Raw genomic sequence first — 25,709 nt, 5'->3', positions numbered from 1 at the left:
GGAAGTGGTAGAAGAAGCCCTTGTAGCCGGAGGCGTCGGGTTCCGGTCCCTGCGGGCACTCCAGGAGAAACTGCAAGCGCCGACGCGCGATCTTTGCGGCAAACTTGCGGATGACGATGCCGCGCTCGACCAACACCGGGATCGTCGCGAGCGCCATGCCGACCGCGGCGATGCTTGCGGGCGCGTCTTCCTGCGTCTTGTCACGGACCAGGCCGTTGTCCGGGTTGGTGCAGTGGAGATAGTAGAGCAGCGTCGTGAACTGCAACCGGGCAAGATCCTGCTCGGTCGGCATGCGGTTCAGTTCGGGATCTGTCGACAGCAATTCCGACATGGCAGCCAGCCGCAATGACGATGAGGGTTCGTTCGTGTCGTGTGCGCGAGACGCTCCTTGCGGAGCGCCTCGCAAGCTCAGGCAAGCCGGGCAGGGTGATCGTCAATCCAGCCGTGCGCGGGCCTTAGACATTGTCCCCTTCGGTCGATGTCCCAACCTTGGCAGGCTGCGCCCCGTTAACGCCCCATTTCCAGCCGCTGATCGAGGGCATGTCGTCGCCATGCTTCTCGATATACTCCCGGTGCTCGATCAGCTTGGCCTGGATCGCCTGCTTGAAGTAGGCCGCCCGCGCGCCGAGCTGCGGCAGGCGATCGATGGCATCGCCGGCCAGGTGGAAGCGGTCGAGTTCGTTCAGCACCACCATGTCGAACGGTGTCGTGGTCGTGCCTTCTTCCTTGTAGCCGCGAACATGCAGGTTGCCGTGATTGGTGCGGCGATAGGTGAGGCGATGGATCAGCCACGGGTAGCCGTGGAACGCAAAGATGATCGGCTTGTCCCTTGTGAAGATGCCATCAAAGTCGCTGTCCGAAAGGCCATGCGGGTGTTCTTCCGCCGGCTGCAGCTTCATCAGGTTGACGACGTTGACGACCCGGACCTTCACTTCAGGCAGATGCTCGCGCAGCAGCTGGACGGCGGCGAGGGTTTCCAGCGTCGGAGTGTCGCCGCAGCAGGCCATGACGACGTCCGGCTCACTGTTGGCGTCGTTGCTGGCCCAGTCCCAGATGCTCACACCCATGCTGCAATGGCGCACGGCTTGTTCCATCGTCAGCCATTGTGGGCCCGGCTGCTTGCCGGCGACGACGACGTTGACGTAGTTGCGGCTGCGCAGGCAATGGTCGGTGACCGACAGCAGCGTATTGGCATCCGGCGGCAGGTAGACGCGGACGACCTCAGCCTTCTTGTTGACGACATGATCAATGAAGCCCGGATCCTGATGGCTGAAGCCGTTGTGATCCTGCCGCCAGACATGGGAGCTCAGGAAATAATTGAGCGACGCGACCGGCCGGCGCCAGGGGATCTCGTTACAGACCTTCAGCCACTTGGCGTGCTGGTTGAACATGGAATCGATGATGTGGATGAAGGCTTCGTAGCAGGAGAAGAAGCCGTGGCGCCCGGTCAAGAGATAGCCTTCAAGCCAACCCTGGCATTGATGCTCGCTCAAGACTTCCATGATGCGGCCATCCGGTGAGAGGTGATCGTCCTCGGGATAGATCTCGGCCATGTAGCAGCGGTCGGTGACCTCGAGCACATCCTGCCATCGGTTGGAGTTGTTTTCGTCCGGGCTGAACAGCCGGAAGTTCTTCGCGTCCATGTTGTTCTTCATCACGTCGCGCAGGAACTTGCCCATCACGCGCGCCGCTTCCACGGTCGTGGCGCCGGGGCTCGGAACGTCGACGGCGTAGTCCCGGAAGCCCGGCATTTTCAGGTCGCGCAACAGCAGGCCGCCGTTTGCATGCGGATTGTCGCTCATGCGGCGATGTCCCGATGGGGCGAGCGCCGCGATCTCGGGCTTCAGCCGGCCCTCGTCACTGAAGAGTTCTTCCGGGCGATAGCTCTTCATCCATTGTTCGAGGATGCGGATGTGCTCGGGCTTGTCCATCTCGCCCATCGGCACCTGGTGCGCGCGCCAGTAGTCCTCGCATTTCTTGCCGTCGATTTCCGGCGGGCAGGTCCAGCCCTTTGGCGTGCGGAAGATGATCATCGGCCAGGCCGGGCGCTTCAGATTGCCCCTGATGCGGGCATCGTCCCAAATCTGCCGGATTTCGGCCGTCGCCGTATCGAGCACGTCTGCCAGTTGCTGGTGGACCTTTGCCGGATCATGCCCTTCGACGAAATAGGGTTTGTAGCCCATGCCCTCGAAGAACTTCTTCAGCTCGTCGTGCGGAATGCGGGCGAGGAAGCAGGGATTGGCGATCTTGTAGCCGTTCAGGTGCAGGATCGGCAGAACACAGCCGTCGCGGGCAGGGTTGAGGAACTTGTTGCTCTGCCAGCCGGTCGCAAGCGGCCCGGTCTCGGCCTCGCCATCGCCGACGATGCAGGCAACGACCAGATTGGGATTGTCGAAGGCGGCACCATAGGCGTGGCTGAGCGCATAACCAAGCTCGCCGCCCTCATGGATGCTGCCGGGCGTTTCCGGCGCCACATGGCTCGGGATGCCGCCGGGAAAGCTGAACTGCTTGAACAGCCGCTGCATGCCTTCGGCGTCTTCGGCGATGTTCGGATAGAACTCCGTATAGGTCCCTTCCAAATAGGCATGCGCCACCAGAGACGGCCCGCCATGGCCGGGACCGATGATATAGATCATGTCGAGGTCGTCACGTTTGATGACGCGATTGAGATGCACGTAGAGCATGTTGAGGCCCGGCGACGTGCCCCAATGGCCGAGCAGGCGCGGCTTGATGTGCTCGCGCTTCAGCGGTTCGCGCAGAAGCGGATTGTCGAGCAGATAGATCTGCCCGACCGACAGATAGTTCGAAGCGCGCCAATAGGCGTCCATCAGGCGGAGTTCGTCGGCCGACAACGGTGCTGCTGATTTTCCGGATGCCGTCTCTTTCATCGATGCTGTTTCAGGCGAAACCATCTGAGCCTCCCGGTCAAAAGGACCTATGCTGAAATTCCCTCCAGCTTGCCGTCGCGCAAGCCATCGCAGTCTCTCGAATTCGCTACGGTCGTTGCTGTTTTTTCGGCGGGCAGGATGGTGGAACGCTTGAAGTTGGAACGACAGCAGCAGGAATACGCTTGCAGCGCCGCGGACACATGCCGCGGCGGTCTCGACGCATATCTTATTGCGGATAGGGCTCGGCGTAGTGCTCGACCACGCCGCGAACGCCGCGCACGTTCTCAGCGAGGATGCGGGCCGCCTTACGGCAATCGGCGGTATCCACGTTGCCCCAGAGGTGCACGATGCCGTCGGTCACGGCGACCTTTATGTCCAGGCCTTCAAGACCGGTATTTTCACCGATGCGCACCAGGATACTGCGCCGGATGGCTTCGTCGCCGGCCGCCGTCTCGTCCTGCTTTGCGGACAAGATCGCCTGCAGCAGATCGGCGCGACTGACGATACCGACAACAAGGCCGTTTCTAAGCACCGGTACACGCTTGATGCCGCGCTCCCGCATCAGAGACGCGACGCGCGCGACCGAGGCATCCTCATCGATGGTCACGGGATTGGCCGTCATGGCATCACCGACCCTCCAGGAGGATCGGCGCACATAGGCGCTCGCCCGCTCGTCCGCGGCCCCGGTCGGGTCGGCGACCGGAATGCCGCCGCCAAGCTCGCTCCGGCGAATGAGATCGCCTTCGCTGATGACGCCCACCAGGGCTCCATCACCGTCGACCACGGGAAGGCCACTTACATGGTTGTCGAGCATAATCCGGGCTGCCTGCCTGACGCTGTTGTCAGGGGACAGCTTGACGACCGACGTCGTCATCACATCTTTAACGCGCATGTCGATCCCGCTCCCCAAAGGACTTGGCACCGTCATTACGCTTCGTAAGGTAGTCCCATCTCGTCGGTTCGACAACTAATGGGTGGAGAAAAGAGAAATGGCGGACAGGGTGGGATTCGAACCCACGGTACGGTTTCCCGTACGCTGGTTTTCAAGACCAGAGCCTTAAACCACTCGGCCACCTGTCCTTGCCTGAAGCACCGCGCGACTGCGTGCCGGGCACGGCGTTATTGCGCGAAGCCTTGGCGCTTTGCAAGAATTAACATGCGTCGCTGCAAGATTTTCTCGACCGCTTTGAAGAGCAGGCACCGGGCCCGATCACGTTAACCAGCCGTAAACCATAACTCACGAAATGCGGAGCCGGCCTGTGGATGAGTTCGCATTTTTGCCTTGATGATGTCATGAATACACACCTGTTCCGTTTCGGGACGTCGAGATTTCCGCTGGGGGTAAGCGGAAGGTTTCGAGTACGGCTTTATCGATCGATGTTGTGGGACAGATGACCTCCAATAAAAATGCGGCATATCTGGTCAAGGGACTGCGCCTTGCGGCGATCCCGGCACTGTGCGTAACGCTTGCCGCCTGCGGCTCCACGTCGAATGTCAAGAAAACTGCGCGGAGCAAGGAGTACTTTCCTGAATCCGTCTATGGCGTAAAGGCGAGCCCGCGCGTTGCCACCGGCAACAACATCCCGAAGGGCGGCGGACGCTTTCAGGTCGGCAAGGCCTATCAGGTCAAGGGCAAGTGGTACCAGCCCAAGGAAGACTTCGGCTATAACAAGACGGGTATGGCATCCTGGTACGGCTCCGCCTTCCACGGACGCCTGACCGCCAACGGCGAAGTCTACGACAAGGCGCATCTGTCGGCCGCCCATCCGACGTTTCCGCTGCCGAGCTACGCCCGCGTCACCAACATGGAAAATGGCACCTCGGTCATCGTGCGCGTCAACGATCGCGGCCCCTACGAATACGGCCGCATCATCGACGTTTCCTCGAAAACAGCAGACCTGCTCGACATCAAGCGCAAGGGCAGCGCGCAGGTGAAGGTGCAATATGTCGGCCGCGCACCGCTCGAAGGTAACGACATGCCTTACCTGATGGCGTCCTATGTCGAGAAGGGCCAGCGCGGCCCGAGCATCATGCCCGAAGGGCAGATCGCAACCGGCGTGATGGTTGCCTCGAACGAACCGTTCCGCAAGCAAAGCCTCGGCACCATCACCGTGCCGGCCAAGGCGTCGCTCGACGTCAGCGAACCGGTCACCGCGATGGCCGCGCCCGTGCCGCAGTTTGCCCAGCAGCCGGCGTCGTTCAACGAATTCGTCATGCTGCCGGAAATCGGCCCGATCCCGCGCGAGCGGCCGGAGTACATTCCGATGCCCGACGGCAACATGGCCTATGCGGCTGCCTATTACGAAGTTCGCGTCAGCGACGCCGAATCGCCCTTCGAAGCGATCATGGTCGACAAGAAGCAGCTAACGCCGCAAGTCATCGTCGACTACGCCAAGCGCCAGAAAACAAACGGTTCGGCCCGTTAACGGTTCTCGGCGTTGTGCCAAAATGACCACGCTGCTATGCCCGAGGGGAAACCGGAGTTTCCCATGCGCATGAAGATGCTTTCGGCCGCTTTCCTTGGCCTTGCGTTGTTTGCCGGCGCCGCATTCGCGCAAACGCCGGCACCCGCCTTCGACACCAAGGCAAAGCAGATCCTGCTGGTCGATGCAGAAACCGGCACGGTGCTTTTCTCGCGAGCCGAAAACGACCCGATCCCGCCAGCCTCGCTTGCCAAGCTGATGACCATGGAGGTGGTTGGCGAAGCGCTTGGCAGGGGCGAAATCTCGCCCGAAACCCTCTACGACGTATCGGAGCATGCGTGGCGGACCGGCGGCGCGCCGGCCGGCACCTCGACGATGTTTGCCGCTCTGAAGTCGCGCATCCGGGTCGCCGATCTCCTGCAGGGCGTGGCCGTTCAGCTTGCCAACGATGCCTGCATCATTCTCGCCGAGGGCATGACCGGCAGCGAAGGTGCGTTCGCTGAGCGCATGACGGCGCGCGCGCGTGAACTCGGCATGCCGGTTGCGACCTTCCGCAACGCCACCGGTCTGCCCGATCCCGGCAACAAGATCACGATGAGCGAACTGGTGACGCTCGTCCGCCACCTGCACGAAGCGCATCCCGATCTCTACCGGCTCTATTCGCAGCCCGAATTCGAATGGAACAAGATCCTCCAACGCAACAAGAACCCGCTGATCTCCGCCAATATCGGCGTGGACGGCCTGGCAACGGGCTTTGCCGAAGGTTTCGGCTTTTCGCTCGCCGCGTCGCTGCAACGCGGTGACCGCCGCGTTTATCTCGCGATGGGCGGCCTTGAAACCGACAAGGAACGTATCGAAGAAAGCCGCAAGGTTCTCGACTGGGCGATGACCGCCTTCGAGAAGAAGCGGATCTTCGCCGATGGAGAAGCGATCGGCGAGGCAGCCGTCTATGGCGGCGATGCATCTCACGTCGCGTTGGTGGCCGGCGGTCCGGTCGACGTGCTGCTGCCGGTCAACAATCCCGAGCGGCTGACGGCGCGCATCGTCTACAAGTGGCCCTTGCGGGCGCCGGTGACGGCCGGCACGCAAGTCGGCGTCGTCAAGCTGTGGAACGGCGACAAACTGTTGCGCGAGGTCCCGGTCAAGACGGCCGGCGCGGTGGGGCAGGGAACCCTGACGAGCCGCGCGGTCGACGCCCTGCAGGAACTGCTTTTCTTCTGGCTCTGAGCCGCGCTCACTCGAATGCCTCTTCAAATCGTCACCTGACGGTTTCGCCCGGAGGACCAATCGGCTAAACAGGGCCAAATCGCATGCCGATACGGGAAAGCACGGTGTCGCTGAAAAAAGGTCTATTCGTAACATTCGAAGGCGGGGAAGGTGGCGGCAAGTCGACGCAGCTCCGCCTGCTAGCCGATTCCCTGCGCGCCCGCGGCTACGAGGTGCTGACGACGCGCGAGCCGGGTGGTTCTCCCGGCGCCGAGGCGGTGCGTCACGTGCTGCTTTCGGGGGCTGCGGAATCCTTCGGAGTGCGGATGGAGGCGATTCTCTTTGCCGCAGCCCGCAGCGACCATGTCGAGGAGGTCATCCGGCCATCGCTCGACAAGGGCATCATCGTGCTTTGCGATCGCTTCATGGATTCTTCGCGCGTCTACCAGGGCATCACCGGCAATCTCGAACAAAGCTTCGTCGAAAGCCTGGAGCGCGTAGCAATCAACGGTGTCGTGCCGGACCGCACCGTGATCTTCGACCTGCCCGCCAGCGTCGGCCTCGAGCGGGCGCAACGCCGCGCCGGCGACGACAATCCCGATCGTTTCGAAAAGGAACAGCTAGAGACCCACGAGAAGCGGCGCGACGCCTTTCTCGACATTGCCAGACGCGATTCCGAGCGGTGCCGGGTGGTGGATGCGACGCAGCCGGTTGAGGCCATCGCCGCCGAGGTGCTTTCGCTTGTCGAAGCGCTTCTGCCGCATGGCGACGGCACGGACACGTCGGCCGAGGAAGCCGTGTCATGAGCGAAAGAGCCGGGGTCCTTGATGGCGCCATTGCGCCCGCGGAGAACAATCGCCTGTTCGGCCATGAGCAGGCGGAAGCCTTCCTGGCGCAGAGCTATCGCTCCGGCAAGGGGCACCACGCGATCCTGATCGAAGGGCCGGAAGGGATCGGCAAGGCGACGCTTTCCTTCCGCTTTGCCCATCACATCCTAAAAAATCCTGAACCGGCCGATGCGCCTGAAACGCTTGCCGACCCGGACCCGACCTCTGCGATCGGCAGGCAGCTTGCCTCCGGCGCCTCACACAATCTCCTGCACCTGGCCCGCCCGATCGATGAAAAGACGGGAAGGGCGAAGGGGGCGATAACCGTCGACGAGGTCCGGCGCGCGGGCAAGTTCTTCAGCCAGACCTCCGGCACGGGCAATTGGCGCATCGTCATCATCGATCCGGCCGACGATCTCAATCGCAATGCGGCCAACGCCATCCTGAAGATCCTCGAGGAACCGCCGCGCCGCTCGCTGTTCCTGGTGCTGACGCATGCACCCGGAAAACTGCTGCCGACGATCCGCTCGCGCTGCCTGCCGCTGCGACTGAAGCCGCTCGACGCAGCACCGCTCGGCCAGGCATTGGCGCATCTCGGTTTCGATCTCGAGGGCGAGAATGCCGGGCGCATCATCGCTGCCGCCAGCGGCAGCGTCGCCGAGGCGCTGAAGCTGATCAACTATGGCGGACTGGAAATCGCGGCAACCTTCGAGGGCATCCTTGCAGGGCAGGGACCGTCTGTCCGGAAAGACATGCACAAGCTCGCCGATGCCCTCGCCGGCAAGGACAGCGAAACGATCTTCGATTTCTTCCGGGCCCTTGCCAGCGATCGCATCATGCGGGAGGCGCGGGAGGCGGCCGTTTCGGGCGATATCATGCGCGCCGAACGCTTCGCCCGGCTGTCAGCCTCCGTGACCGAGCGACTGACGGTCAGCGATGCCTATAATCTCGACCGAAAGCAGACCATTCTGTCGCTGCTCGACGATATGAAAGCGGCGCTATAGCGCCGGCTGAAAACGCCATTTTCGCTCGATCGCCGCCTGGAGGTCCAGCTTGTGGTGCTGCGCGAAGAGCAGGACGTGCCCAAGAAGGTCTGCGGTCTCGTCGGCCATCTGTGTCCGGAGGTCGTCCGGCGATTTCCCCTGGGACCGCCCGCGACCGCTCAGCTTGTTCCAGGCCTGGGTCAGTTCCCCCATTTCCTCCTGCATCTTCAAGATGAACCAGTCGGGGTCGCGCTCGATCCCGTGCGCGGCGGCATAGCCGGCCGACGCGGTTTCAAATTGGCTGCCAAGTTGATCCAGCACGACTCACCCCTTCATTTGTTTCCCGTTTGTTCTAAATCTTGCACGCGGGGCGCGCAAGGAGGAGGGCGGTGGCGGCGGCCGCTTCGACCGGGCTTTTCATGGATCGCATGTTTCTTCCTAGCAGCGTATGCGCTAAGAGCGTGCGTAGCTTAATCCGAGATAGATCGAATCCGCCTATGAGAGACACGTCCCCCTTCTACATCACGACAGCGATTTCCTACCCGAACGGCAAGCCGCACATCGGCCATGCCTATGAACTGATCGCGACGGATGCCATGGCGCGCTACCAGCGCCTCGACGGGCGTGAGGTTTTCTTCCTGACCGGCACGGACGAGCACGGGCAGAAGATGCAGCAGACGGCGCGCAAGGAAGGCGTGACGCCGCAGGAACTTGCCGACCGCAATTCGGCCGAGTTCCAGAAGATGGCCCTGGCCCTGAACGCGTCCAACGACGATTTCATCCGCACGACCGAGCCGCGCCACCATCAGGCGTCGCAGGACATCTGGATCCGCATGGGCGAGGCGGGCGACCTCTACAAGGACTCCTACGCCGGCTGGTATTCGGTGCGCGACGAAGCCTATTATCAGGAGAACGAGACCGAGCTGCGCGCCGACGGCGTGCGCTACGGCCCGCAGGGGACGCCGGTCGAGTGGGTCGAGGAGCAGAGCTACTTCTTCAAGCTGTCCGAATACCAGGACAAGCTGCTGAAGCACTACGAAGAGAATCCGGATTTCATCGGCCCGGCCGAGCGCCGCAACGAAGTGATCTCCTTCGTGAAGTCCGGCCTCAAGGACCTCTCGGTTTCGCGCACCACCTTCGACTGGGGCATCAAGGTGCCGAACGATCCGGCGCATGTCATGTATGTCTGGGTCGACGCGCTGACGAACTACATCACCGCGACCGGTTATCTCGACGATCCCAAGGGCCCGCGCGCCAAGTTCTGGCCAGCGAACATCCATGTGATCGGCAAGGACATTATCCGCTTCCACGCGGTCTATTGGCCGGCGTTCCTGATGTCGGCCGGCCTGCCGCTGCCCAAGCGCGTCTTCGCGCACGGCTTCCTGCTCAACAAGGGCGAGAAGATGTCGAAGTCGCTCGGCAACGTCGTCGACCCGTTCAACCTCGTCGAACATTTCGGTCTCGACCAGATCCGCTATTTCTTCCTGCGCGAGGTGTCGTTCGGCCAGGACGGCAGCTATAGCGAGGAAGGGATCGCGACCCGCATCAATTCCGACCTTGCCAACGGCATCGGCAACCTGGCGAGCCGCTCGCTGTCGATGATCGTCAAGAACTGCGACGGCCAGGTGCCCGTGTGCGGCCCCCTGACCGACGAAGACAAAGCGATGCTGGCCGCCGCCGACGCGCTGCACGAGATCACGCGCGACGAGATGGGTAAGCAGATGATCCACCGGGCGCTGGCGGCGATCATCGCCGTCGTCTCCGAGACCGACCGCTACTTCGCCGGCCAGGAGCCCTGGGCGCTGAAAAAGACCGATCCAGCGCGCATGGGCACAGTGCTCTACGTGACCGCCGAAGTCGTGCGCCAGATCGCAATCCTGCTTCAGCCGTTCATGCCGGAATCCTCGGCGAAGCTGCTCGACCTGGTGGCTGCACCCGCCGACAAGCGCGACTTCGCAGCGCTCGGCGAGGCCGGACGTCTCGCCTCGGGCACGCCGCTCGAGGCGCCGAAGCCGGTCTTCCCGCGCTATGTGGCACCCGAAGCGCAGTAAGGCATCTTGAGCATGCTGATCGATACCCATTGCCATCTGGACTTCCCCGATTTCGAAGCGGAGCGCGACGCAATCGTCGCGCGGGCGCGCGAGGCCGGTGTCGAGCAGATGATCACGATCTCGACCCGCGTGAAGCGGTTCGAGACGATCCTTGCGATCGCCGAGGCCTATCCGAACGTCTTCTGTTCCGTCGGCACTCATCCGCACAATGCGGACGAGGAGCTTGATATCACCACCGAGGATCTGGTGCGGCTTTCGGCCCATCCGAAGGTGGTGGCGATCGGCGAGGCGGGTCTTGATTACTTCTATGACAATGCGCCGCGCGAGGCCCAGGTCGAGGGCCTGCGTCGTCACATTGCGGCTGCCCGCGAGACCGGCCTGCCGCTCGTCATTCACAGCCGCTCGGCCGATGAGGACATGGCGGCGATCCTGACCGAGGAAACCGGGAAGGGGGCCTTCCCTTTCCTTCTGCACTGCTTCTCTTCCGGTCCGGAGCTCGCCCGTGTCGGCGTGGAGCTCGGCGGCTACGTGTCCTTTTCGGGCATCCTGACTTTCCCGAAATCCGAAGAGCTGCGTGAAATCGCCAAGACCGTGCCGCATGACCGGATGATCGTCGAAACCGACGCGCCGTACCTCGCGCCGAAGCCGTTCCGCGGCAAGCGCAACGAGCCGGCTTACGTTGCCCATACGGCAGCCGTGCTTGCCGAGACGATCGGCGTGACCACTGAGGAGATTGCAAGGATCACCACGGAGAATGCCTTCCGCGTCTTCTCCAAGATGCCGAGGCTCTGACGTGGCGTTCCGGCGCACTTTCACCATTCTCGGCTGCGGCTCGTCACCAGGCGTGCCGCGCATTACCGGGGACTGGGGCGCCTGCAACCCTGACAATCCGAAAAACCGGCGCATGCGCGCGGCCTTGCTCGTCGAGCAAATCGCGCCCGACGGCGGCAAGACGACCGTCGTCATCGACACCGGGCCGGATTTTCGCGCGCAGATGGTCGCAACGAACGTGCGCCACATCGATGCGGTGATCTATACCCATTCCCATGCCGACCATCTGCACGGGATCGACGACTTGCGCGGTTACGTCATCGAAAACCGCAGGCGGGTGCCGATCTGGGCCGATGCCTATACGATGGGCCGTATTCGCGAGGGGTTTGGTTATTGCCTGGAATCACCGCCAGGCAGCGGCTATCCACCGATCGTCGAGCCGCACATCATTGCCGATGATCTGTCGCCGGTGGTGATATCAGGCGCCGGCGGGCCGATCGCGTTCCGGCCGCTGATGCAGTTTCACGGCAATATTCATTCTCTGGGCTTCCGCATCGGCGACTTTGCCTATTGCAGCGATGTCAGCGATTTTCCGGCCGAGACCATTGCCAAGCTCGGTAACCTCGATCTGCTGGTGATCGATACGCTGCAGTACAAGTTCCACCCGAGCCATCTGTCACTGGTGCAATCGCTCGGCTGGATCGAGCGCCTCAAGCCGAAGCGGGCGGTGCTGACACACATGCACGTGCCGCTGGATTACGACACGGTGCAAGGCGAGACGCCTGATCATATCGAGCCGGCATACGACCTGATGCGGCTCGAATTCGATGTCGATGATCCTACGCTCAGCGCCTAAATCAGATCAGAATAAATCTCTAATATACTGATTTATTTCGAGAAATATGGCGTCAGGTTGGCGCGAATGCGATCCAGAACCGTCGCACCCGACAGGTCCGGAACGAAGCGCTGGCCGGTGATCTTTTCGAAGGCTTCGATATAGACTGCCGAGGTCTGCTCGATGAGATCAAGTGGAATTTCCGGGATTGGATCCTTGTAGGGATCGCAGCGCGCAGTGACCCAGGCACGGACGAAATCCTTGTCGAAACTCCTGGGACGTTCGCCGCGCTCGAAGCTTTCCTGGTAGCTGTCGGCGATCCAGTAGCGGCTGCTGTCGGGTGTGTGGATCTCGTCGGCGAGAATGATCGTGCCGTTTTCGTCGGTTCCGAACTCGTATTTGGTGTCGACGAGGATCAGGCCGCGCTCGGCGGCGCGCTCTTGACCGCGGGCAAACAGCGCAAGCGCATATTGCCAGACGGTATCGAGCTGTTCCTTTGTCAGCAGTCCTTGCTCGAGGATCGCTTCGACCGAAAGCGGCTCGTCATGGCCGCCGTCGAAAGCCTTGCTGGTGGGCGTGATAATTGCCTGGGGAAGCTTCTCATTGTCGCGCATTCCGTCCGGCAGGGTGATGCCGTACATCTCGCGCTCGCCGTTGCGGTATTTCGTCAGAATCGAGGTGCTGGTCGTTCCGGCGAGATAACCGCGCACGACGACCTCGACCGGCAGGATGTCGAGCCGCTTGCCGATGACGACATTGGGGTCCGGATAGCTGACCACATGGTTCGGGCAGATGTCGGTGGTTTCCTCGAACCAGTAGCGCGCCGTCTGCGTCAGCACGTGACCCTTGTTCGGGATCGACGTCAGGATGACGTCGAAGGCGCTGAGGCGGTCCGTCGCGATTATGATGCGGTTGCCATCGGGCAGGTCGTAGTTTTCGCGAACTTTGCCTTTGTAGCGGTTTGGCAGTTCCGGAATGAAAGCATCTGAAAGAACGCGCAATTCGCTCATCACATCTGGCCTTGAAAATGAGGTGTTCGGTTCGGGAACGCTAAGCAGGCTGGAAAGGCCCGGTCAAGCTCGCCAAGGCAACGTTCAGCCGCAATCCATGCTTTCCGGCATATACGTTAGTTCCATAATCTATCTTATGTGATCTTTGCATGTGGTCGGGCGGGTTCAAGGATGACATGCGACCCTCTCTCCAACGTTTGCGCAAAGCGCGCCTTCGTCACTTGCGGCACGCCCCTGGCTCTCAAGCCGTCCCAAACGCGGCACGCTCTTCCATGTAGGCCAATGGATCAGGTTCGTCTTTCATCATCGTCTTTCGCCAGGCTTCCTGCTCGGCGTTGATCAGCGCCAATTCCCAAACACAGGCAATGGCCGGTCTCCTTGCAGCATCCATCGGCTCAGAAGCCGTATAGAGCTTCCGATAGTTGCGCTGACACAGAACCGAACCTTGTATCCACCAGTGAGCCGAGATGGAGATGCCGAGGCTGCCGGGATGGACGATGACAAAGCCGAGGCCATTGCTATCGCCCCCAGCCGCCACGCACGGAATGACGTCCTGTCAGACGAATGACTGAGCCAGCGTAACCATCGCGTCATCGATGTGTCTGCCATCGGCGGCAACGCCATAGGCTTTGAGCTTGAGACCGCCGATGTTCCAGTCGCCCAGGGTGGAAACATCACGTGGGCGGTAAATCTCGATCGTTCCGGTATTCATCGGCGCGCTTCCATCGATACATTGCCTCCCGCTACCTTGGGTGGTGACATTCAGAGAAAACGACGACCTGCCAAGCGGTCGGCAAACGTTAGCGTCGCGTCGCGTGGAGAAGCTCAACCGGGAACCTAACCCGGCTCAGCGCCTTTCCGCATGGCTGGCTCCATTGGGCGAGCCTGAATGGTTGGAAGGCTCCGCATAGCTGAGGTCGTGCATGTCAGCGGGCACTCGGCATTCCCCTACCCGCATTAGGTGCAATCATCGCCTTGACAAAAAAATCTGTCAAGGCGATGATTGCACCATGCTCGATCTCGATGTCATAGACGCGCCGGCCGCCGCCGCACTTGCCCTGGAGCCGATCAAGGCCCGTTTGCTGGCGGAACTTGCCGCGCCCGCATCGGCCGCGGCGCTGGCTGTGCGGGTGGGGCTGACGCGCCAGAAGGTCAACTACCATCTGCGTGCGCTCGAAGAGCACAAACTGATAGAACCGGCAGAGCAACGCCGCTGGGGCGGGTTGACCGAGCGCCTGATGGTTGCAACCGCCACGTCCTATGTAGTTTCGCCGGCGGCGCTGGGGCCGATTGCTGCCGACCCCGGGCGGAGCAGCGATCGCCTGTCTGCGAGCTTTCTGGTCGCACTGGCGGCCCGCATGGTCCGTGAGGTCGGCGGACTGCTGCGCAGCGCCCGCACGCAGGACAAGCGCCTGGCGACGCTGTCGATCGACACCGTGATCAACTTTCGTTCGCCTGCGGAGCGCGCCGCCTTTACCGCCGATCTCGCCCAGGCGGTGAGCGCGCTCGCCGCGCGCTACCACGATGAAGGCGCGCCGGACGCCCGGCCGCACCGGCTCATCATCGCCTCCTACCCTGGGCCGAGCGACGAGAGCGCAGCCAAGGGCGAACCCGACGACACCAACTCCTGAAAGGATATCCCATGCCGATCAAGAAGGATGGCAGTGGAAAGCGCTGGGTAGAAATGGAACTGATCGTGCCCGGCTCGCCCGAAGAGGTCTGGCAGGCGATCGCAACCGGCAGCGGCAACAATGCCTGGTTCACCAAGACGGAAATCGATGAGCGGGTCGGAGGCAAGATCGCCTTCGACTTCGGTCCGAACGGCAACTCGACCGGCGAGGTGACGCATTGGGAGCCGGCTGCCCGCTTTGCCTATGTGGAACGCGAGTGGAGCGAGGGCGCGCCGCCGGTCGCAACCGAAATCACCGTCACGGCGCGTTCCGGCGATCGCTGCGTGCTGCGCATGGTGCATTCGCTGTTCACAGCGAACGACGACTGGGACGACCAGTTGGAAGGCTTCGAGGGCGGATGGCCGGCGTTCTTCGAGATCCTGAAGATCTATCTCGCACATTTCGCCGGCGAGAAGGCGGTCAGCAGCTTCGCCATGGTTTCAACCGGGGAACCGCAGGCAAGAGTCTGGGAACGCCTGACCGAAGCGCTGGGACTTCTCGGCGCCAATGTCGGCGAGGAGCGCAGCACGCCACCACGGCCCGAACGCCTTGCCGGCATCGTCGAACGGGTACAGCAGGACACCAAGCAACGCTATCTGCTGCTGCGCCTGAAGGAACCCGGCGCCGGCATCGCGCTCTTCGGAAGCTACTCGACCGGCGAAGGCACCAATGCCAGCATCGCGCTCTATCACTATGGAGACGGTGCCAAGGCGCGCGCGAAAGACAGCGAGCCGAAATGGCAGGAATGGATGGCGACAACGTTCAACTAGATCGCCGCCGCCAGCCTGAGCACACCATTACGCGGACATCACCAACTTATGATATCTGAGATCTGACTTTCATATCACCAGACAACAAATTGAATTAACACGATTTACATAGACAGATCTGAGCCATTATCTGAAGCTGCCACCAAAGCTCCTGTTTCCAAAAGCCGCGACTGTCCTATGGTCATTCATTGCGGCTATGGAGATCGACGATGTTCAGGAGCTTTGCGATTGCCCTCGGTATGGTGGCACAACTGGCAGCCGCGACTGCCGCTTGTGCGGAGGAACCCGTCGATACGGCGCGAACGATCATACGGGAACAGATCACTGCCTTTCTGCAGGATGATGCCGAGACCGCCTACTCCTTCGCTTCACCCGCGATCCGCAGCAAGTTTCCCGACAAGGCAAGCTTCTTCGAGATGGTGAAGCGCGGCTACCAGCCCGTCTACCGGCCTGGCAACTTTGCTTTTGGTCGATCGAAGGTGGTTGGCGACCAGGTGCTGCAGGAAGTTCTGATCTCGGCGCCAGACGGCAAGGACTGGACCGCAGTTTACGAACTCGTGAAACAGCCGGATGGCAGCTACAAGATCAACGGCGTGATGATTTTGCAGTCGGCGTCGGGACCGGCCATCTGAGACACCGGTCCGCTGGCGGCCGTCAAACCGGGGGAAGGTCCCCTCGCCGCCAGGTTTCCTGCGTTTCGGCCATGAAGTCAGCGAAGCGACCTTCTTCGATCGCCAGGCGAATTCCGGCCATCAGTTCCTGATAGTAGGCCAGATTGTTCCAGCTGAGCAGCATGCCGCCGAGCGATTCGTTCGAGCGGATCAGATGGTGCAGATAGGCACGCGAATAGTCGCGCGTCGCAGGGCAAGAGGATTGCTCGTCGAGCGGGCGCATGTCTTCGGCGTGGCGGGCATTGCGCAGGTTGATGCGGCCGTGGCGCGTGAACGCGAGGCCGTGGCGTCCCGAGCGGGTCGGCATCACGCAGTCGAACATGTCGATGCCCTCGGCGACCGACCGCAGGATGTCGTCTGGCGTACCGACGCCCATCAGGTAACGGGGCTTGTCCACCGGCATGATCGGGCAGGTAATGTCGAGCATGCGCAGCATTACCTCCTGCGGCTCGCCGACGGCGAGACCACCGACTGCATAGCCCTTGAGATCGAGGCCCTTCAGCGCTTCAGCCGAGCGTTCGCGCAGCTTCGGGATATCGCCGCCCTGCACGATACCGAACATCGCCTTGCCCGGCTGGTCGCCGAAGGCGACCTTGCAGCGCTCGGCCCAACGCAGCGACATTTCCATCGCGCGCTCGATTTCCTTTGGCTCGGCCGGCAGCGCCACGCATTCGTCGAGCTGCATCTGGATGTCGCTGTCGAGCAAGCCTTGAATCTCGATCGAGCGCTCCGGCGACATATGGAAGAGCGCGCCATCGACGTGGCTCTTGAAGGTGACGCCCTGCTCGTCGAGCTTGCGAAGGCCCGCCAGCGACATGACCTGGAAGCCGCCCGAATCCGTCAGGATCGGGCCCTGCCAGCGGATCAGGCCATGCAGACCGCCGAGCCGCGCGACGCGTTCGGCGCCTGGGCGCAGCATCAGGTGGTAGGTATTGCCGAGAATGATGTCGGCGCCAAGATCCTTCACCTGGTCGAGATACATCGCCTTGACCGTGCCGACGGTACCGACGGGCATGAAGGCCGGTGTGCGGATCGTGCCGCGCGGCATGGACACTTCGCCGCGACGGGCCTTGCCGTCGGTCTTGTGTAGCTTGAACTGGAAGGTCTCGGTCATTTAGTCTTTCCGGAAAAGCAGGCTGGCGTCGCCATAGGAATAGAAGCGGTACCCGGTTTCGATCGCGTGCGCGTAGGCCGCGCGCATCGTGTCCAGGCCGCTGAAGGCCGAAACCAGCATGAACAGCGTTGATTTCGGCAGATGGAAATTGGTCATCAGCATGTCCACCGCGCGGAAGCGGTAGCCGGGCGTGATGAAGATACCCGTCGGACCGGACCATGACTTGACCGTGCCGTCTTCCGAGGTGGCGCTTTCGATCAACCGCAGCGAGGTCGTGCCGACGCAGACGATGCGCCCGCCCCTCGCCTTGACGGCGTTCAGCCTCTCGGCGGTCCGGGCATCGACGTGGCCGATCTCCTGGTGCATCACGTGGTCGTCGGTATCATCAGCCTTGACCGGCAGGAACGTGCCCGCACCCACATGCAGCGTCACGAAGTGGCGCTCGATGCCGGCCTCGTCGAGCTTGGCGAAAAGACGGTCGGTGAAATGCAGACCGGCGGTCGGCGCCGCAACGGCGCCCTCCTCTCGGGCATACATGGTCTGGTAGTCGGCGCGGTCCTGCGCATCCTCGGCGCGCTTGGAGGCGATGTAAGGCGGCAAGGGAATGTGGCCGACCGCCATGATCGCCTCGTCAAGCGAGGGACCCGAGAGATCGAAGCGCAGCGTCACTTCGCCGGCATCGCCCTTTTCCTCGACGGTCGCGTCGAGCGTTCCGAGAAAGCAGCTTGAGCCACCGTGGCCGAAGGCAATGCGGTCGTCGACCTTGAGGCGTCGTGCCGGGCGGGCGAAAGCCTTCCAGCGGTCGGGTGCGACCCGCATATGCAGCGTCAGCGAAACTTGCGTCGCGATCTCCTCGCCGCGGCGGCGGATGCCTTCGAGCTGCGCCGGGATCACCTTGGTGTCGTTGAAGACAAGCGCGTCGCCTTCCCTCAGGAACGACGGCAGGTCGAGCACGCCCCTGTCCGCAAGAACGTCGGCGCCATCGGGGCGCACCACGAGCATACGGGCGCTGTCGCGCGGGCTTGCGGGCCGAAGCGCAATCGAAGTTTCCGGGAGGTCGAAGTCGAACAGGTCTACGCGCATTGTTATCTTCAGACAAAAGCAAACCCGCCCCGGCGCAGTTGGCGACCGGGGCGGGTTCGTGCATTAGCGCAAATCAGGCGTCTGCGGCAACCCGCATCGTGACGATCGTATCGGGATCGCGCACCGGCTCGCCGCGCTTGATCTTGTCGATGTTGTCCATGCCTTCGATGACCTGGCCCCAGACAGAGTACTGCTTGTTGAGCCACGGCGCGTCGGTGAAGCAGATGAAGAACTGCGAGTTGGCCGAGTTCGGCATCTGGCTACGGGCCATCGAGCACGTGCCGCGAACGTGGCTGACGTTCGAGAATTCGGCCTTCAGGTCCGGCTTTGAGGAGCCGCCCATGCCGGCGCGGGCCGGGTTGAAGTGCTCGCCGCCGGTCTTGCCGTACTGCACGTCGCCGGTCTGGGCCATGAAGTCCTCGATCACGCGGTGGAATACCACGCCGTCATAGGCGCCTTCGCGGGCCAGTTCCTTGATGCGGGCGACATGCCCCGGAGCGACGTCGGGCAGAAGCTCGATGACGACTTTGCCCTTGGTGGTCTCCAGGATGATCGTGTTTTCCGGATCCTTGATCTCGGCCATGGGTTTTCTCCTTCTGTTGATTTTACTTGCCGACCTTGACGCTGATCATGCGGTCGGGATCGGTGACGGAGCCGTTGTTGGCGTCGTCGCCGAGCTTGATCTTGTCGACATTCTCCATGCCGGAGACGACCTTGCCGACGACCGTGTACTGGCCGTTGAGGAAGTCGCCCGGGGCGAACATGATGAAGAACTGCGAATTCGCGCTGTTCGGGTCCTGCGAGCGGGCCATGCCGACCGTGCCGCGTTCAAACGGGACGTCGGAGAACTCTGCCGGGACGTCCGGACGCGACGAACCGCCGGTGCCGGCAGCCTGCGGCTGGTAGCCGTTTTCCATGTCGCCATACTGCACGTCGCCGGTCTGGGCCATGAAGCCCTTGATCACGCGGTGGAAAGCGACGTTGTCGTATTCACCGGCCGCGGCCAGCGCCTTGATCTGCTCGACATGCTTCGGCGCGATGTCAGGCCTGAGTTCGACGACGACCGGACCATCCTTGAGCGTGATGGTGATGAAGTTGTCGGCCGCTTGCGCAAGCGCCGTGCCCGTGAAGGAGGCAAGCGCGATGGCGCCGGCAAATGCGAGGTGGAGGATTTTCATGGTTTCTCCCTGCGTGGTGAATTTGGGGCCGCCCGTCAGGTACGGCGTTTGGCCTGCAGTGCTTCGTAGACGGACTTGGGCACGAAGGCACTGACGTCGCCGCCCATGGCCGCGATCTGGCGGACCAATGTGGCCGTAATGGGCCGTGATGCCGTGCCCGCCGGCAAGAACAAGGTCTGGATATCCGGCGCCATCTGCCGGTTCATCCCGGCCATCTGCATCTCGTAGTCGAGGTCGGTGCCATCGCGAAGGCCGCGCACAAGCAGCTTTGCGCCGCGCTCCCGCGCCGCATCGACGACCAGATTGTCGAAGGAAACGACATCGATGTCGCCTGCCCTGTCCGGCAGAAATTCCTGGAGCGAGCGGCGGATGAGCTCGGCGCGTTCGTCGAAGGAGAAGAGTGGTGCTTTGCCGGGGTGGATGCCGATCGCGACGATGACTTTCGCCGCCACGTTCAGCGCCTGCACGAGCACATCGAGATGCCCGTTCGTCATCGGATCGAAGGAGCCGGGATAAAATGCCGTGGTCATCGCACCTGTTTCCGTTTGGTGAAGCCTTTTGTCACGGACGGCGACAGATCGCAAGAGTTGTACGGCGCTTGACCCTGTTCCCTGGGAAACAGCGGGACAGAAAGAATGAATGCTAGATGAATGTCATGTTCAACGGTGCTTCACAGCAAAGACGTTAAGTGTAGTGCCAGTAACAACGGAACTTTTTTGAACGTACTGCCGTTTAGGATGCGAAAGGATTACGGCTATGGGACTTGCTCTGTTTTCGATGGCGATGTTTTTCGCGATGATCTTTGCGACGATACATGGACTGCGCAACGAGTCCCGTGACCGGCGCGAGCGCTACGCGACCCAGAAAATCTTCCGTTGATGGAGGGCACTATGGCCACCCTATTCATGATCGCGGCAGCGGTCATCAGTCTCGTATTCTTGATCGACTTTGCCCGGACGATACGCGACCTCCAGCGCGATCGCCAGGGTTCGGAACGGCTCGACGGCTTTAACGTCTAGCAGTTCCAAAGCTTCGTAAAACGAAGCGTGGTAGTAAGCGGCCGTCGTTCCCTTCCCCTGAGGCGACCGCCATTGTAAGCCGGACGGCATCCCCTGCCCGTCCGGCTTTTTCTTTGCTCTTCTTCGCCCCAAGTCAGGCGCCCTTGGCGGCAGCCTTCGCCGTGATCTCGCCGAGCATCCGGAAGAAGCGCCAGTTCAACAGCACCGCGGCGGCTGCAAGCCCGAGGACGAAGCCGAACCACACGCCGATCCCGCCGAAATTGAAGGGAAAGGCAAAGAGCCAGGCGCAGACGAAGCCGATCGGCCAATAAGAAACCATCGCCAGCAGCATCGGCACCTTGGTGTCCTTCAGGCCGCGCAGCATGCCGGCGGCGATCGCCTGCATGCCATCGACGAGCTGAAACGCACCGGCAATCACAATGAGCGGAGCCGCGAAGGCAAGCACCGCCGCAGCGTCCGGACGGGCTGTGTCGAGATAAAGGGCAGCCAGTTGGCTGGGGAAGAATGCGAAGATGGCGCTGCCGACAATGGCAAAGCCGGCGCCGAGCACCAGCGAAGCGATCGCCGCGCGCCGAACGCCCAGGAGATCACCGCGGCCATAGGCAAGCCCGACCCGCACCGTGGCGGCCTGCGCAAGCCCGAGCGGGATCATGAAGGCCATCGAGGCGAATTGCAGCGCGATGCCGTGCGCCGCAAGCTCGACCGTGCCGATCGTGCCCATCAGCAGCGAGGCGACGGTGAACAGGCTGACCTCGGCAAGGATCGTCAGCGAAATCGGAATTCCGAGAAAAACGACTTCGCGGAAGGCGACCCAGTCGGGCCGCCAGAAGCGGACGAAGAGTTCGTACTGGTTGAGCTCCGGCTTGCTCTTGATATAGCCGATCGTCAACGCCGCGCCGAGTACGGCAACGCCAAGCGCTGCGACCGCCGCACCGAAGATGCCGAGTTTCGGGAAGCCGAAGTGGCCGAAGATCAGCACGTAGCAGAGCGCGGCATTGAGCACGAGCGTCGCCAGCGTGACATAGAGAATGATCCCTGCCCTCTCCAGGCCGCTCAGGAAGGCCCTCAGCACCATGAAGATGAGGCCGGGGAAGATCGCCCATTGCGCGATGCGGACATATTCTCCTGCAAGGGCTGCGACCTTGGGCTGCTGGCCGGCAAATAGCAGGATCGGCTCGGCCATCCAGAGGATCGGCGCGGTCAACAGGCCGTAGAGCATCACCACCCACATGCCCATGCGCACCGAGCGGCGCACCGAAACCTTGTCGCCACGGCCGACGGCCTGTGCTGCCATCGGCACCACCGCATTGGCAAATCCATTGCCGAAAACATAGACGGTGAAATACATCTGGGTCGCGAGGATGATCGCCGCGAGCTCGGTGGCGCCGAGCTTACCGACCATCAGGACGTCCGTCGTGTTGATCGCGAGCTGCGCAAGCTGCGCGCCGATGAACGGCACGCCCAGATAGAAGCTCGCGCGATAGTGCGTCCGCCAGGAATTGTCGATCGTCAACGGTATCGGGCTCGCATTCGCGGTCAGCATGGCAGATTCCTGGCAGTCAATGCGGCTCCGGGCCGCAACCGAAGATCGGGGGGAGGAATCCGGAAATAGAATACCGTCGGGCAAAGAGCCAGCCGCAAGGGCGAGGTTGCTCAAAGTTTCATCGATAGATCACGAAAATTGATCAATTTCCATGCAATCGTGGCCGCCCCATCGCCTCTGGCTCGTCCGGCGCTACGGCGTCGGCCGGCCCGACATTCTCCGCGCCTTCCGGTCCGACCGCCCTGCTTCTCGGTATCTTCAGGAAGAACACGATAAGCGCGCCGACGAGGAAGCAACTGGCGAGTGCATAGGGCGCGCCGGCAAAGGCGACGGGCGCGGCAGGGCTGGTGAAATAACCGAAGGCCTGGGTGAAGATCAACGGACCGATGATCGTGGTGATGCTGCCGATGCTGGTCAGCGCGCCCTGAAGCTCGCCTTGTGCCGACGACGGCACGTGGGCCGCGGCGATACTGCGCAGCGGCGGATCGGCGAGGCTTTCGAGCGCGGTCGCGATGATCACCGCATAGATCATCCACCCCTGCCAGGCGCCGGCATAGCCGATGGCTCCGAGCGTGGTGAAGGTCAGGCCGAGCACGGCCGTGCGCCACTCCCCAAGCCGCGGCACCACGCGCGGCAGGATGACGGCCATGACGAAGGCACCGCCGATACCGAAGATCCCGAGCGAAAGTCCGATCTGCCCCTCGCTCCAGCCGTAGCGGTAGCTGGAAACGAAGGACCAGACGGCCGGATAGACCGAATGGGCAAGCCAAAAGAGAAAGAACACCAGCCCCACCCAGCCGATGCCGGGGTAATTGCGCATCTGCTTGAGGGCGCCCAGCGGGTTGGCGCGTTTCCACTCGAACCGGCGGCGGTTGGCGCTGTCGAGCGTTTCGGGTAGCAGGAATACGCCAAGGATAAAGTTGACGAAGGACAGCGCTGCCGCGCCGTAGAACGGGACCCGCGGGCCGAGTTCGCCAAGCAGACCGCCAAGCACCGGCCCGAGCGCGAAGCCGGTACCAAAGGCAATGCCGATCAGCCCGAAATTCTTGGCTCGGTTCCCGTCATGACTGATGTCGGCGATGTAGGCCGATGCCGTGCCGAAGCTGGCGCCGCTGACGCCGGCGAGTACACGACCGATGAACAGCATCCAGTAGCTGGTGGCGAGCGCGCAGATCAGGTTGTCGAGCGCGAAGGTGAAGACGGATGCGAGCAGCACCGGGCGGCGGCCGAATCGATCGCTGAGATTGCCGATCAGCGGCGCAAAGAGAAACTGCATCGCGGCATATACGAGCAGCAGCCATCCACCGTCGATCGCCGCCTCGCTGACATTGGCGCCGGTCAATTCCTCGAGATAGGCCGGCAGCACCGGCACGATGATTGCGATGCCAATGATATCGAGAAACAGGATGAGGAAGACGAGGAACAGGCCGCGTCGCACAAATTTCTCGTCGCGCATGCGATCCCTCCCCGGCGGCCTGCCCCGGGAAAAGAGACAGAACGTGAACAACGCTACCAATTTAGGTGTAACGGATCATTTCGCACGAAACAATCCGTGAACGTCCCAAATTTTCTGATGGGACTATCGCAATGGTTGATAGGTCGGGCCGCTAGCCCATGCCTCAGCGGTGGTCCCGCCGCTGTTCGCGCTTCAGGAAGTCCACGAAGGCACGCAACGCCGCCGGCATATGCTTGCGGCTTGCATAATAGAGAAGCGGACCGGAGAAGCTCGTCGTCCACGCCTCAAGGATGAGCACCAGGCGCCCTGCGGCGACCGCGGGCGCGATGAATTCCTCGAAGGTCCGGATCACGCCAAGGCCGTCGATGGCCGCCCCGAGTTCGAGATCGATCGTGTTGGCGGTGACGACGGCTGGCGGCGCGATCGTCAGCGCCGCCTCGCCCTCGCCGAACTCCCAGGGAAGCGAGAAGCCGCTGGCGAAGCGGTGGCGAATGCAGGCGTGTTCAAGCAGGTCGCGCGGATGGCCGGGCACGCCGCGCCTTGCGAGATAATCCGGCGCCGCGGCGGTGACATAACGCTGGCGGCTCGGCCCGATCGGGATCGCGATCATGTCGCGCTCGACGCGTTCCTCGTAGCGGACGCCCGCATCGAAACCGGCAGCGAGGACATCGACGAAACCGTCCTCCGCCGTCACCTCCAGGGAAATTGCCGGGTGCTCGCGCAAGAACCGGCCGATGATCGGTGGTAGAATTTCGCGCGCGACGATGGTCGGAACGTTCAGTTTTAGCGTTCCCGCCGGACTGTCGCGCATCTCGTTGACCTGATCGAGCGCACCGGCGATCTCGCCGAGGGCCGGCGTCAGCCGATCGAGCAGCCGCGTGCCCGCCTCCGTCAGGGTGACGCTGCGGGTCGTGCGGTTGAGCAGGCGCACCTGCAGCTTCGCTTCAAGGCGGCGGAGCGCCTCGCTCAGCGCCGACGCGGAAACGCCGCGCTTCTTCGCAGCCGCGCGGAAACTCCGCGCCGCGGCCACTGCGGTGAAGGCATCGAGATCGGCAAGCGGCAAGTCGTCCATTGTGCGGAATTTCGTACAAGTCGTTCGATTGAGATCGGATTATCGCACGGCATCGGACGAAGTAAACAGGAGACCGAGCAAACGGCCGGCTGGTTTTCGGCCTTGTCGAAGGAGAACGAAGATGGATTACGTTTCACTCGGAAAGTCCGGTCCCTCGGTTTCGGCGCTCGGCCTCGGTTGCATGGGCATGTCCGGCATGTACGGCCCTGCGGACCGGGCCGAAAGCATCGCCACGATCCATGCAGCGCTGGAAGCCGGCATCACGCTGCTCGACACCGGCGATTTCTACGGCATGGGTCACAACGAGATGCTGATCGGCGAAGCGTTGAAGGGCGGAAGGCGCGACAGGGCGCTGCTGAGCGTGAAGTTCGGCGCCCTGCGCGATGCCGCCGGCAACTGGTTGGGCTACGATTGCCGGCCCAAGGCCGTTCGCAATTTTCTCGCCTACACGCTGCAGAGGCTCGGCGTCGACCATATCGACATCTATCGTCCCGCCCGGCTCGACCCGGATGTGCCGATCGAGGACACCATTGGCGCAATCGCCGATCTGGTGAAGGCGGGTTACGTCAGGCATGTCGGCCTCTCGGAAGTCGGATCAGAAACCATCCGGCGTGCGGCGGCCGTGCATCCGATCGTCGACCTGCAGATCGAGTATTCGCTGATTTCGCGCGGCATCGAGGATGAAATCCTGCCGACCTGCCGCGAACTCGGTATCGGCATCACCGCCTACGGCGTCCTTTCACGCGGGCTGATAAGCGGCCATTGGCAGAAAGGCGCGGCCGGCAAGGGCGATTTCCGCGCCATGAGCCCGCGGTTTCAGGAAGACAACATCGATCGAAACCTCGCCCTCGTCGAGGCTTTGAGACGAATCGCCGAAGGCAAGGGCGTGTCGGTGGCACAGATCGCGATCGCTTGGGTTGCGGCCAAGGGCAAGGACATCGTACCGCTCGTCGGCGCGCGGCGGCGCGATCGACTGGCAGAGGCCCTGTCGTCGCGCGACGTCCATCTCAGCGCAGACGATCTGGCGGTGATCGAACAGTCAGTGCCGAAGAATGCGGCAGCCGGCGCGCGGTATCCAGAAGCCCAGCTCGCCCACATGGACAGCGAGCGCTAAGCCACAAACGAAAGGGCCGGCAGAC

Annotated in this window: 27 protein-coding genes, 1 tRNA gene and 1 pseudogene; 13 read left to right on the top strand and 16 right to left on the bottom strand. The window is 62.3% G+C overall.

The window, feature by feature from the left end; genetic code table 11:
- The 4 genes and pseudogenes from IB262_RS21535 to IB262_RS21520 form a co-directional block, all read right to left on the bottom strand.
- Window positions 1–331: pseudogene (locus tag IB262_RS21535) on the bottom strand (hypothetical protein); the annotation flags it as partial.
- 124 nt (window positions 332–455) lie between these two features.
- Entirely contained in the window at window positions 456–2,912 is a 2,457-nt protein-coding gene (locus IB262_RS21530) for a phosphoketolase family protein (protein ID WP_162728848.1), read from the bottom strand.
- A gap of 202 nt (window positions 2,913–3,114) precedes the next feature.
- Window positions 3,115–3,780: a CBS domain-containing protein gene (locus IB262_RS21525; protein WP_060600651.1), complete on the bottom strand. Its 666-nt coding sequence runs from the start codon at window positions 3,778–3,780 to the stop codon at window positions 3,115–3,117.
- A 98-nt stretch (window positions 3,781–3,878) separates the two neighbouring features.
- A tRNA-Ser gene (locus IB262_RS21520) sits at window positions 3,879–3,968 on the bottom strand.
- 311 nt (window positions 3,969–4,279) lie between these two features.
- On the opposite strand from IB262_RS21520, the gene IB262_RS21515 reads away from it, so the two are divergent.
- The 4 genes from IB262_RS21515 to IB262_RS21500 all read left to right on the top strand — a co-directional run bounded on the left by IB262_RS21515 (window position 4,280) and on the right by IB262_RS21500 (window position 8,348).
- The gene (locus IB262_RS21515; protein WP_060517172.1) at window positions 4,280–5,314 is read left to right on the top strand and encodes a septal ring lytic transglycosylase RlpA family protein; all 1,035 of its coding nucleotides are present in this window, start codon (window positions 4,280–4,282) and stop codon (window positions 5,312–5,314) included.
- 63 nt (window positions 5,315–5,377) lie between these two features.
- The gene (locus tag IB262_RS21510; protein WP_112976723.1) at window positions 5,378–6,538 is read left to right on the top strand and encodes a D-alanyl-D-alanine carboxypeptidase family protein; all 1,161 of its coding nucleotides are present in this window, start codon (window positions 5,378–5,380) and stop codon (window positions 6,536–6,538) included.
- A gap of 104 nt (window positions 6,539–6,642) precedes the next feature.
- The gene (gene tmk / locus IB262_RS21505; RefSeq protein WP_162728847.1) at window positions 6,643–7,323 is read left to right on the top strand and encodes a dTMP kinase; all 681 of its coding nucleotides are present in this window, start codon (window positions 6,643–6,645) and stop codon (window positions 7,321–7,323) included.
- Window positions 7,320–8,348, top strand: coding sequence for a DNA polymerase III subunit delta' (locus IB262_RS21500; protein WP_192493766.1), 1,029 nt, complete (start codon window positions 7,320–7,322; stop codon window positions 8,346–8,348). The genes tmk and IB262_RS21500 overlap by 4 nt, the downstream gene beginning before the upstream one ends.
- Here the strand turns inward: IB262_RS21500 and IB262_RS21495 are convergent.
- Window positions 8,343–8,648 carry a hypothetical protein gene (locus IB262_RS21495; RefSeq protein ID WP_060610969.1) on the bottom strand — a complete coding sequence of 102 codons (306 nt, stop codon included), beginning with the start codon at window positions 8,646–8,648 and terminating at the stop codon, window positions 8,343–8,345. The two genes, IB262_RS21500 and IB262_RS21495, sit on opposite strands and share 6 nt — an antisense overlap.
- 176 nt (window positions 8,649–8,824) lie before the next feature.
- On the opposite strand from IB262_RS21495, the gene metG reads away from it, so the two are divergent.
- The 3 genes from metG to IB262_RS21480 are packed head-to-tail and all read left to right on the top strand — an operon-like array spanning window position 8,825 to window position 12,005.
- Complete coding sequence (gene metG, locus IB262_RS21490; protein WP_192493765.1) at window positions 8,825–10,378, top strand: methionine--tRNA ligase; 1,554 nt, start codon at window positions 8,825–8,827, stop codon at window positions 10,376–10,378.
- A gap of 12 nt (window positions 10,379–10,390) precedes the next feature.
- Window positions 10,391–11,170 (top strand): TatD family hydrolase, encoded by a 780-nt coding sequence (locus IB262_RS21485; protein WP_060517162.1) that lies wholly within the window; start codon window positions 10,391–10,393, stop codon window positions 11,168–11,170.
- A gap of 1 nt (window position 11,171) precedes the next feature.
- On the top strand, window positions 11,172–12,005 hold the full coding sequence (locus IB262_RS21480) for an MBL fold metallo-hydrolase (protein ID WP_192493764.1): 834 nt from the start codon (window positions 11,172–11,174) through the stop codon (window positions 12,003–12,005).
- Window positions 12,006–12,037: 32 nt separating this feature from the next.
- Here IB262_RS21480 and IB262_RS21475 read toward each other — a convergent pair whose 3' ends face one another.
- The 3 genes from IB262_RS21475 to IB262_RS35710 form a co-directional block, all read right to left on the bottom strand.
- Window positions 12,038–12,985: a phosphoribosylaminoimidazolesuccinocarboxamide synthase gene (locus IB262_RS21475; protein WP_192493768.1), complete on the bottom strand. Its 948-nt coding sequence runs from the start codon at window positions 12,983–12,985 to the stop codon at window positions 12,038–12,040.
- A 250-nt stretch (window positions 12,986–13,235) separates the two neighbouring features.
- The gene (locus IB262_RS35715) at window positions 13,236–13,532 is read right to left on the bottom strand and encodes a hypothetical protein (RefSeq protein WP_210209364.1); all 297 of its coding nucleotides are present in this window, start codon (window positions 13,530–13,532) and stop codon (window positions 13,236–13,238) included.
- Window positions 13,533–13,550: 18 nt separating this feature from the next.
- Window positions 13,551–13,706, bottom strand: coding sequence for a hypothetical protein (locus IB262_RS35710; protein ID WP_210337649.1), 156 nt, complete (start codon window positions 13,704–13,706; stop codon window positions 13,551–13,553).
- A gap of 298 nt (window positions 13,707–14,004) precedes the next feature.
- Between IB262_RS35710 and IB262_RS21465 the strand changes: the two genes are divergently transcribed.
- The 3 genes from IB262_RS21465 to IB262_RS21455 all read left to right on the top strand — a co-directional run bounded on the left by IB262_RS21465 (window position 14,005) and on the right by IB262_RS21455 (window position 16,066).
- Window positions 14,005–14,625 (top strand): helix-turn-helix domain-containing protein, encoded by a 621-nt coding sequence (locus IB262_RS21465; RefSeq protein WP_112975378.1) that lies wholly within the window; start codon window positions 14,005–14,007, stop codon window positions 14,623–14,625.
- Window positions 14,626–14,636: 11 nt separating this feature from the next.
- Window positions 14,637–15,434, top strand: a complete 798-nt coding sequence (locus IB262_RS21460; RefSeq protein WP_192493763.1) for an SRPBCC domain-containing protein — start codon at window positions 14,637–14,639, stop codon at window positions 15,432–15,434.
- Window positions 15,435–15,643: 209 nt separating this feature from the next.
- Complete coding sequence (locus tag IB262_RS21455; RefSeq protein ID WP_034791369.1) at window positions 15,644–16,066, top strand: DUF4864 domain-containing protein; 423 nt, start codon at window positions 15,644–15,646, stop codon at window positions 16,064–16,066.
- A 22-nt stretch (window positions 16,067–16,088) separates the two neighbouring features.
- On the opposite strand, the gene tgt is transcribed toward IB262_RS21455, so the two are convergent.
- From tgt to coaD, 5 genes are all read right to left on the bottom strand, one after another.
- A complete protein-coding gene (gene tgt / locus IB262_RS21450) occupies window positions 16,089–17,219 on the bottom strand; it encodes a tRNA guanosine(34) transglycosylase Tgt (protein ID WP_034791366.1) in 1,131 nt (376 codons plus the stop codon).
- The gene (queA, locus tag IB262_RS21445; protein WP_113294533.1) at window positions 17,220–18,302 is read right to left on the bottom strand and encodes a tRNA preQ1(34) S-adenosylmethionine ribosyltransferase-isomerase QueA; all 1,083 of its coding nucleotides are present in this window, start codon (window positions 18,300–18,302) and stop codon (window positions 17,220–17,222) included.
- Between the two features lie 73 nt (window positions 18,303–18,375).
- Window positions 18,376–18,885: a peptidylprolyl isomerase gene (locus IB262_RS21440; RefSeq protein WP_034791362.1), complete on the bottom strand. Its 510-nt coding sequence runs from the start codon at window positions 18,883–18,885 to the stop codon at window positions 18,376–18,378.
- Between the two features lie 22 nt (window positions 18,886–18,907).
- Window positions 18,908–19,480 carry a peptidylprolyl isomerase gene (locus IB262_RS21435; RefSeq protein WP_034791360.1) on the bottom strand — a complete coding sequence of 191 codons (573 nt, stop codon included), beginning with the start codon at window positions 19,478–19,480 and terminating at the stop codon, window positions 18,908–18,910.
- 35 nt (window positions 19,481–19,515) lie between these two features.
- Window positions 19,516–20,010 (bottom strand): pantetheine-phosphate adenylyltransferase, encoded by a 495-nt coding sequence (gene coaD, locus IB262_RS21430; protein WP_060517145.1) that lies wholly within the window; start codon window positions 20,008–20,010, stop codon window positions 19,516–19,518.
- 226 nt (window positions 20,011–20,236) lie between these two features.
- Between coaD and IB262_RS36495 the strand changes: the two genes are divergently transcribed.
- Entirely contained in the window at window positions 20,237–20,359 is a 123-nt protein-coding gene (locus tag IB262_RS36495; RefSeq protein ID WP_255380879.1) for a hypothetical protein, read from the top strand.
- Window positions 20,360–20,370: 11 nt separating this feature from the next.
- Window positions 20,371–20,499, top strand: coding sequence for a hypothetical protein (locus IB262_RS36490; protein ID WP_255380878.1), 129 nt, complete (start codon window positions 20,371–20,373; stop codon window positions 20,497–20,499).
- Window positions 20,500–20,632: 133 nt separating this feature from the next.
- Here the strand turns inward: IB262_RS36490 and IB262_RS21425 are convergent, their stop codons facing one another.
- From IB262_RS21425 to IB262_RS21415, 3 genes are all read right to left on the bottom strand, one after another.
- A complete protein-coding gene (locus tag IB262_RS21425) occupies window positions 20,633–22,042 on the bottom strand; it encodes an MATE family efflux transporter (protein WP_112975382.1) in 1,410 nt (469 codons plus the stop codon).
- A gap of 142 nt (window positions 22,043–22,184) precedes the next feature.
- Window positions 22,185–23,498, bottom strand: coding sequence for a TCR/Tet family MFS transporter (locus IB262_RS21420; RefSeq protein ID WP_112975383.1), 1,314 nt, complete (start codon window positions 23,496–23,498; stop codon window positions 22,185–22,187).
- A 163-nt stretch (window positions 23,499–23,661) separates the two neighbouring features.
- Window positions 23,662–24,570 carry a LysR family transcriptional regulator gene (locus IB262_RS21415; RefSeq protein WP_112975384.1) on the bottom strand — a complete coding sequence of 303 codons (909 nt, stop codon included), beginning with the start codon at window positions 24,568–24,570 and terminating at the stop codon, window positions 23,662–23,664.
- A gap of 121 nt (window positions 24,571–24,691) precedes the next feature.
- On the opposite strand from IB262_RS21415, the gene IB262_RS21410 reads away from it, so the two are divergent.
- Window positions 24,692–25,684 (top strand): aldo/keto reductase, encoded by a 993-nt coding sequence (locus IB262_RS21410; protein WP_112975385.1) that lies wholly within the window; start codon window positions 24,692–24,694, stop codon window positions 25,682–25,684.
- Window positions 25,685–25,709 lie beyond the last annotated feature (25 nt).

Origin of the sequence: Ensifer sp. ENS02 (genome assembly GCF_014851885.1) — a bacterium.
In the GTDB taxonomy this organism is placed as follows: domain Bacteria; phylum Pseudomonadota; class Alphaproteobacteria; order Rhizobiales; family Rhizobiaceae; genus Ensifer; species Ensifer adhaerens.
The sequence above is the reverse complement of the archived record's forward strand: the minus strand, read 5'-3'. Positions and strand labels throughout refer to the sequence as shown.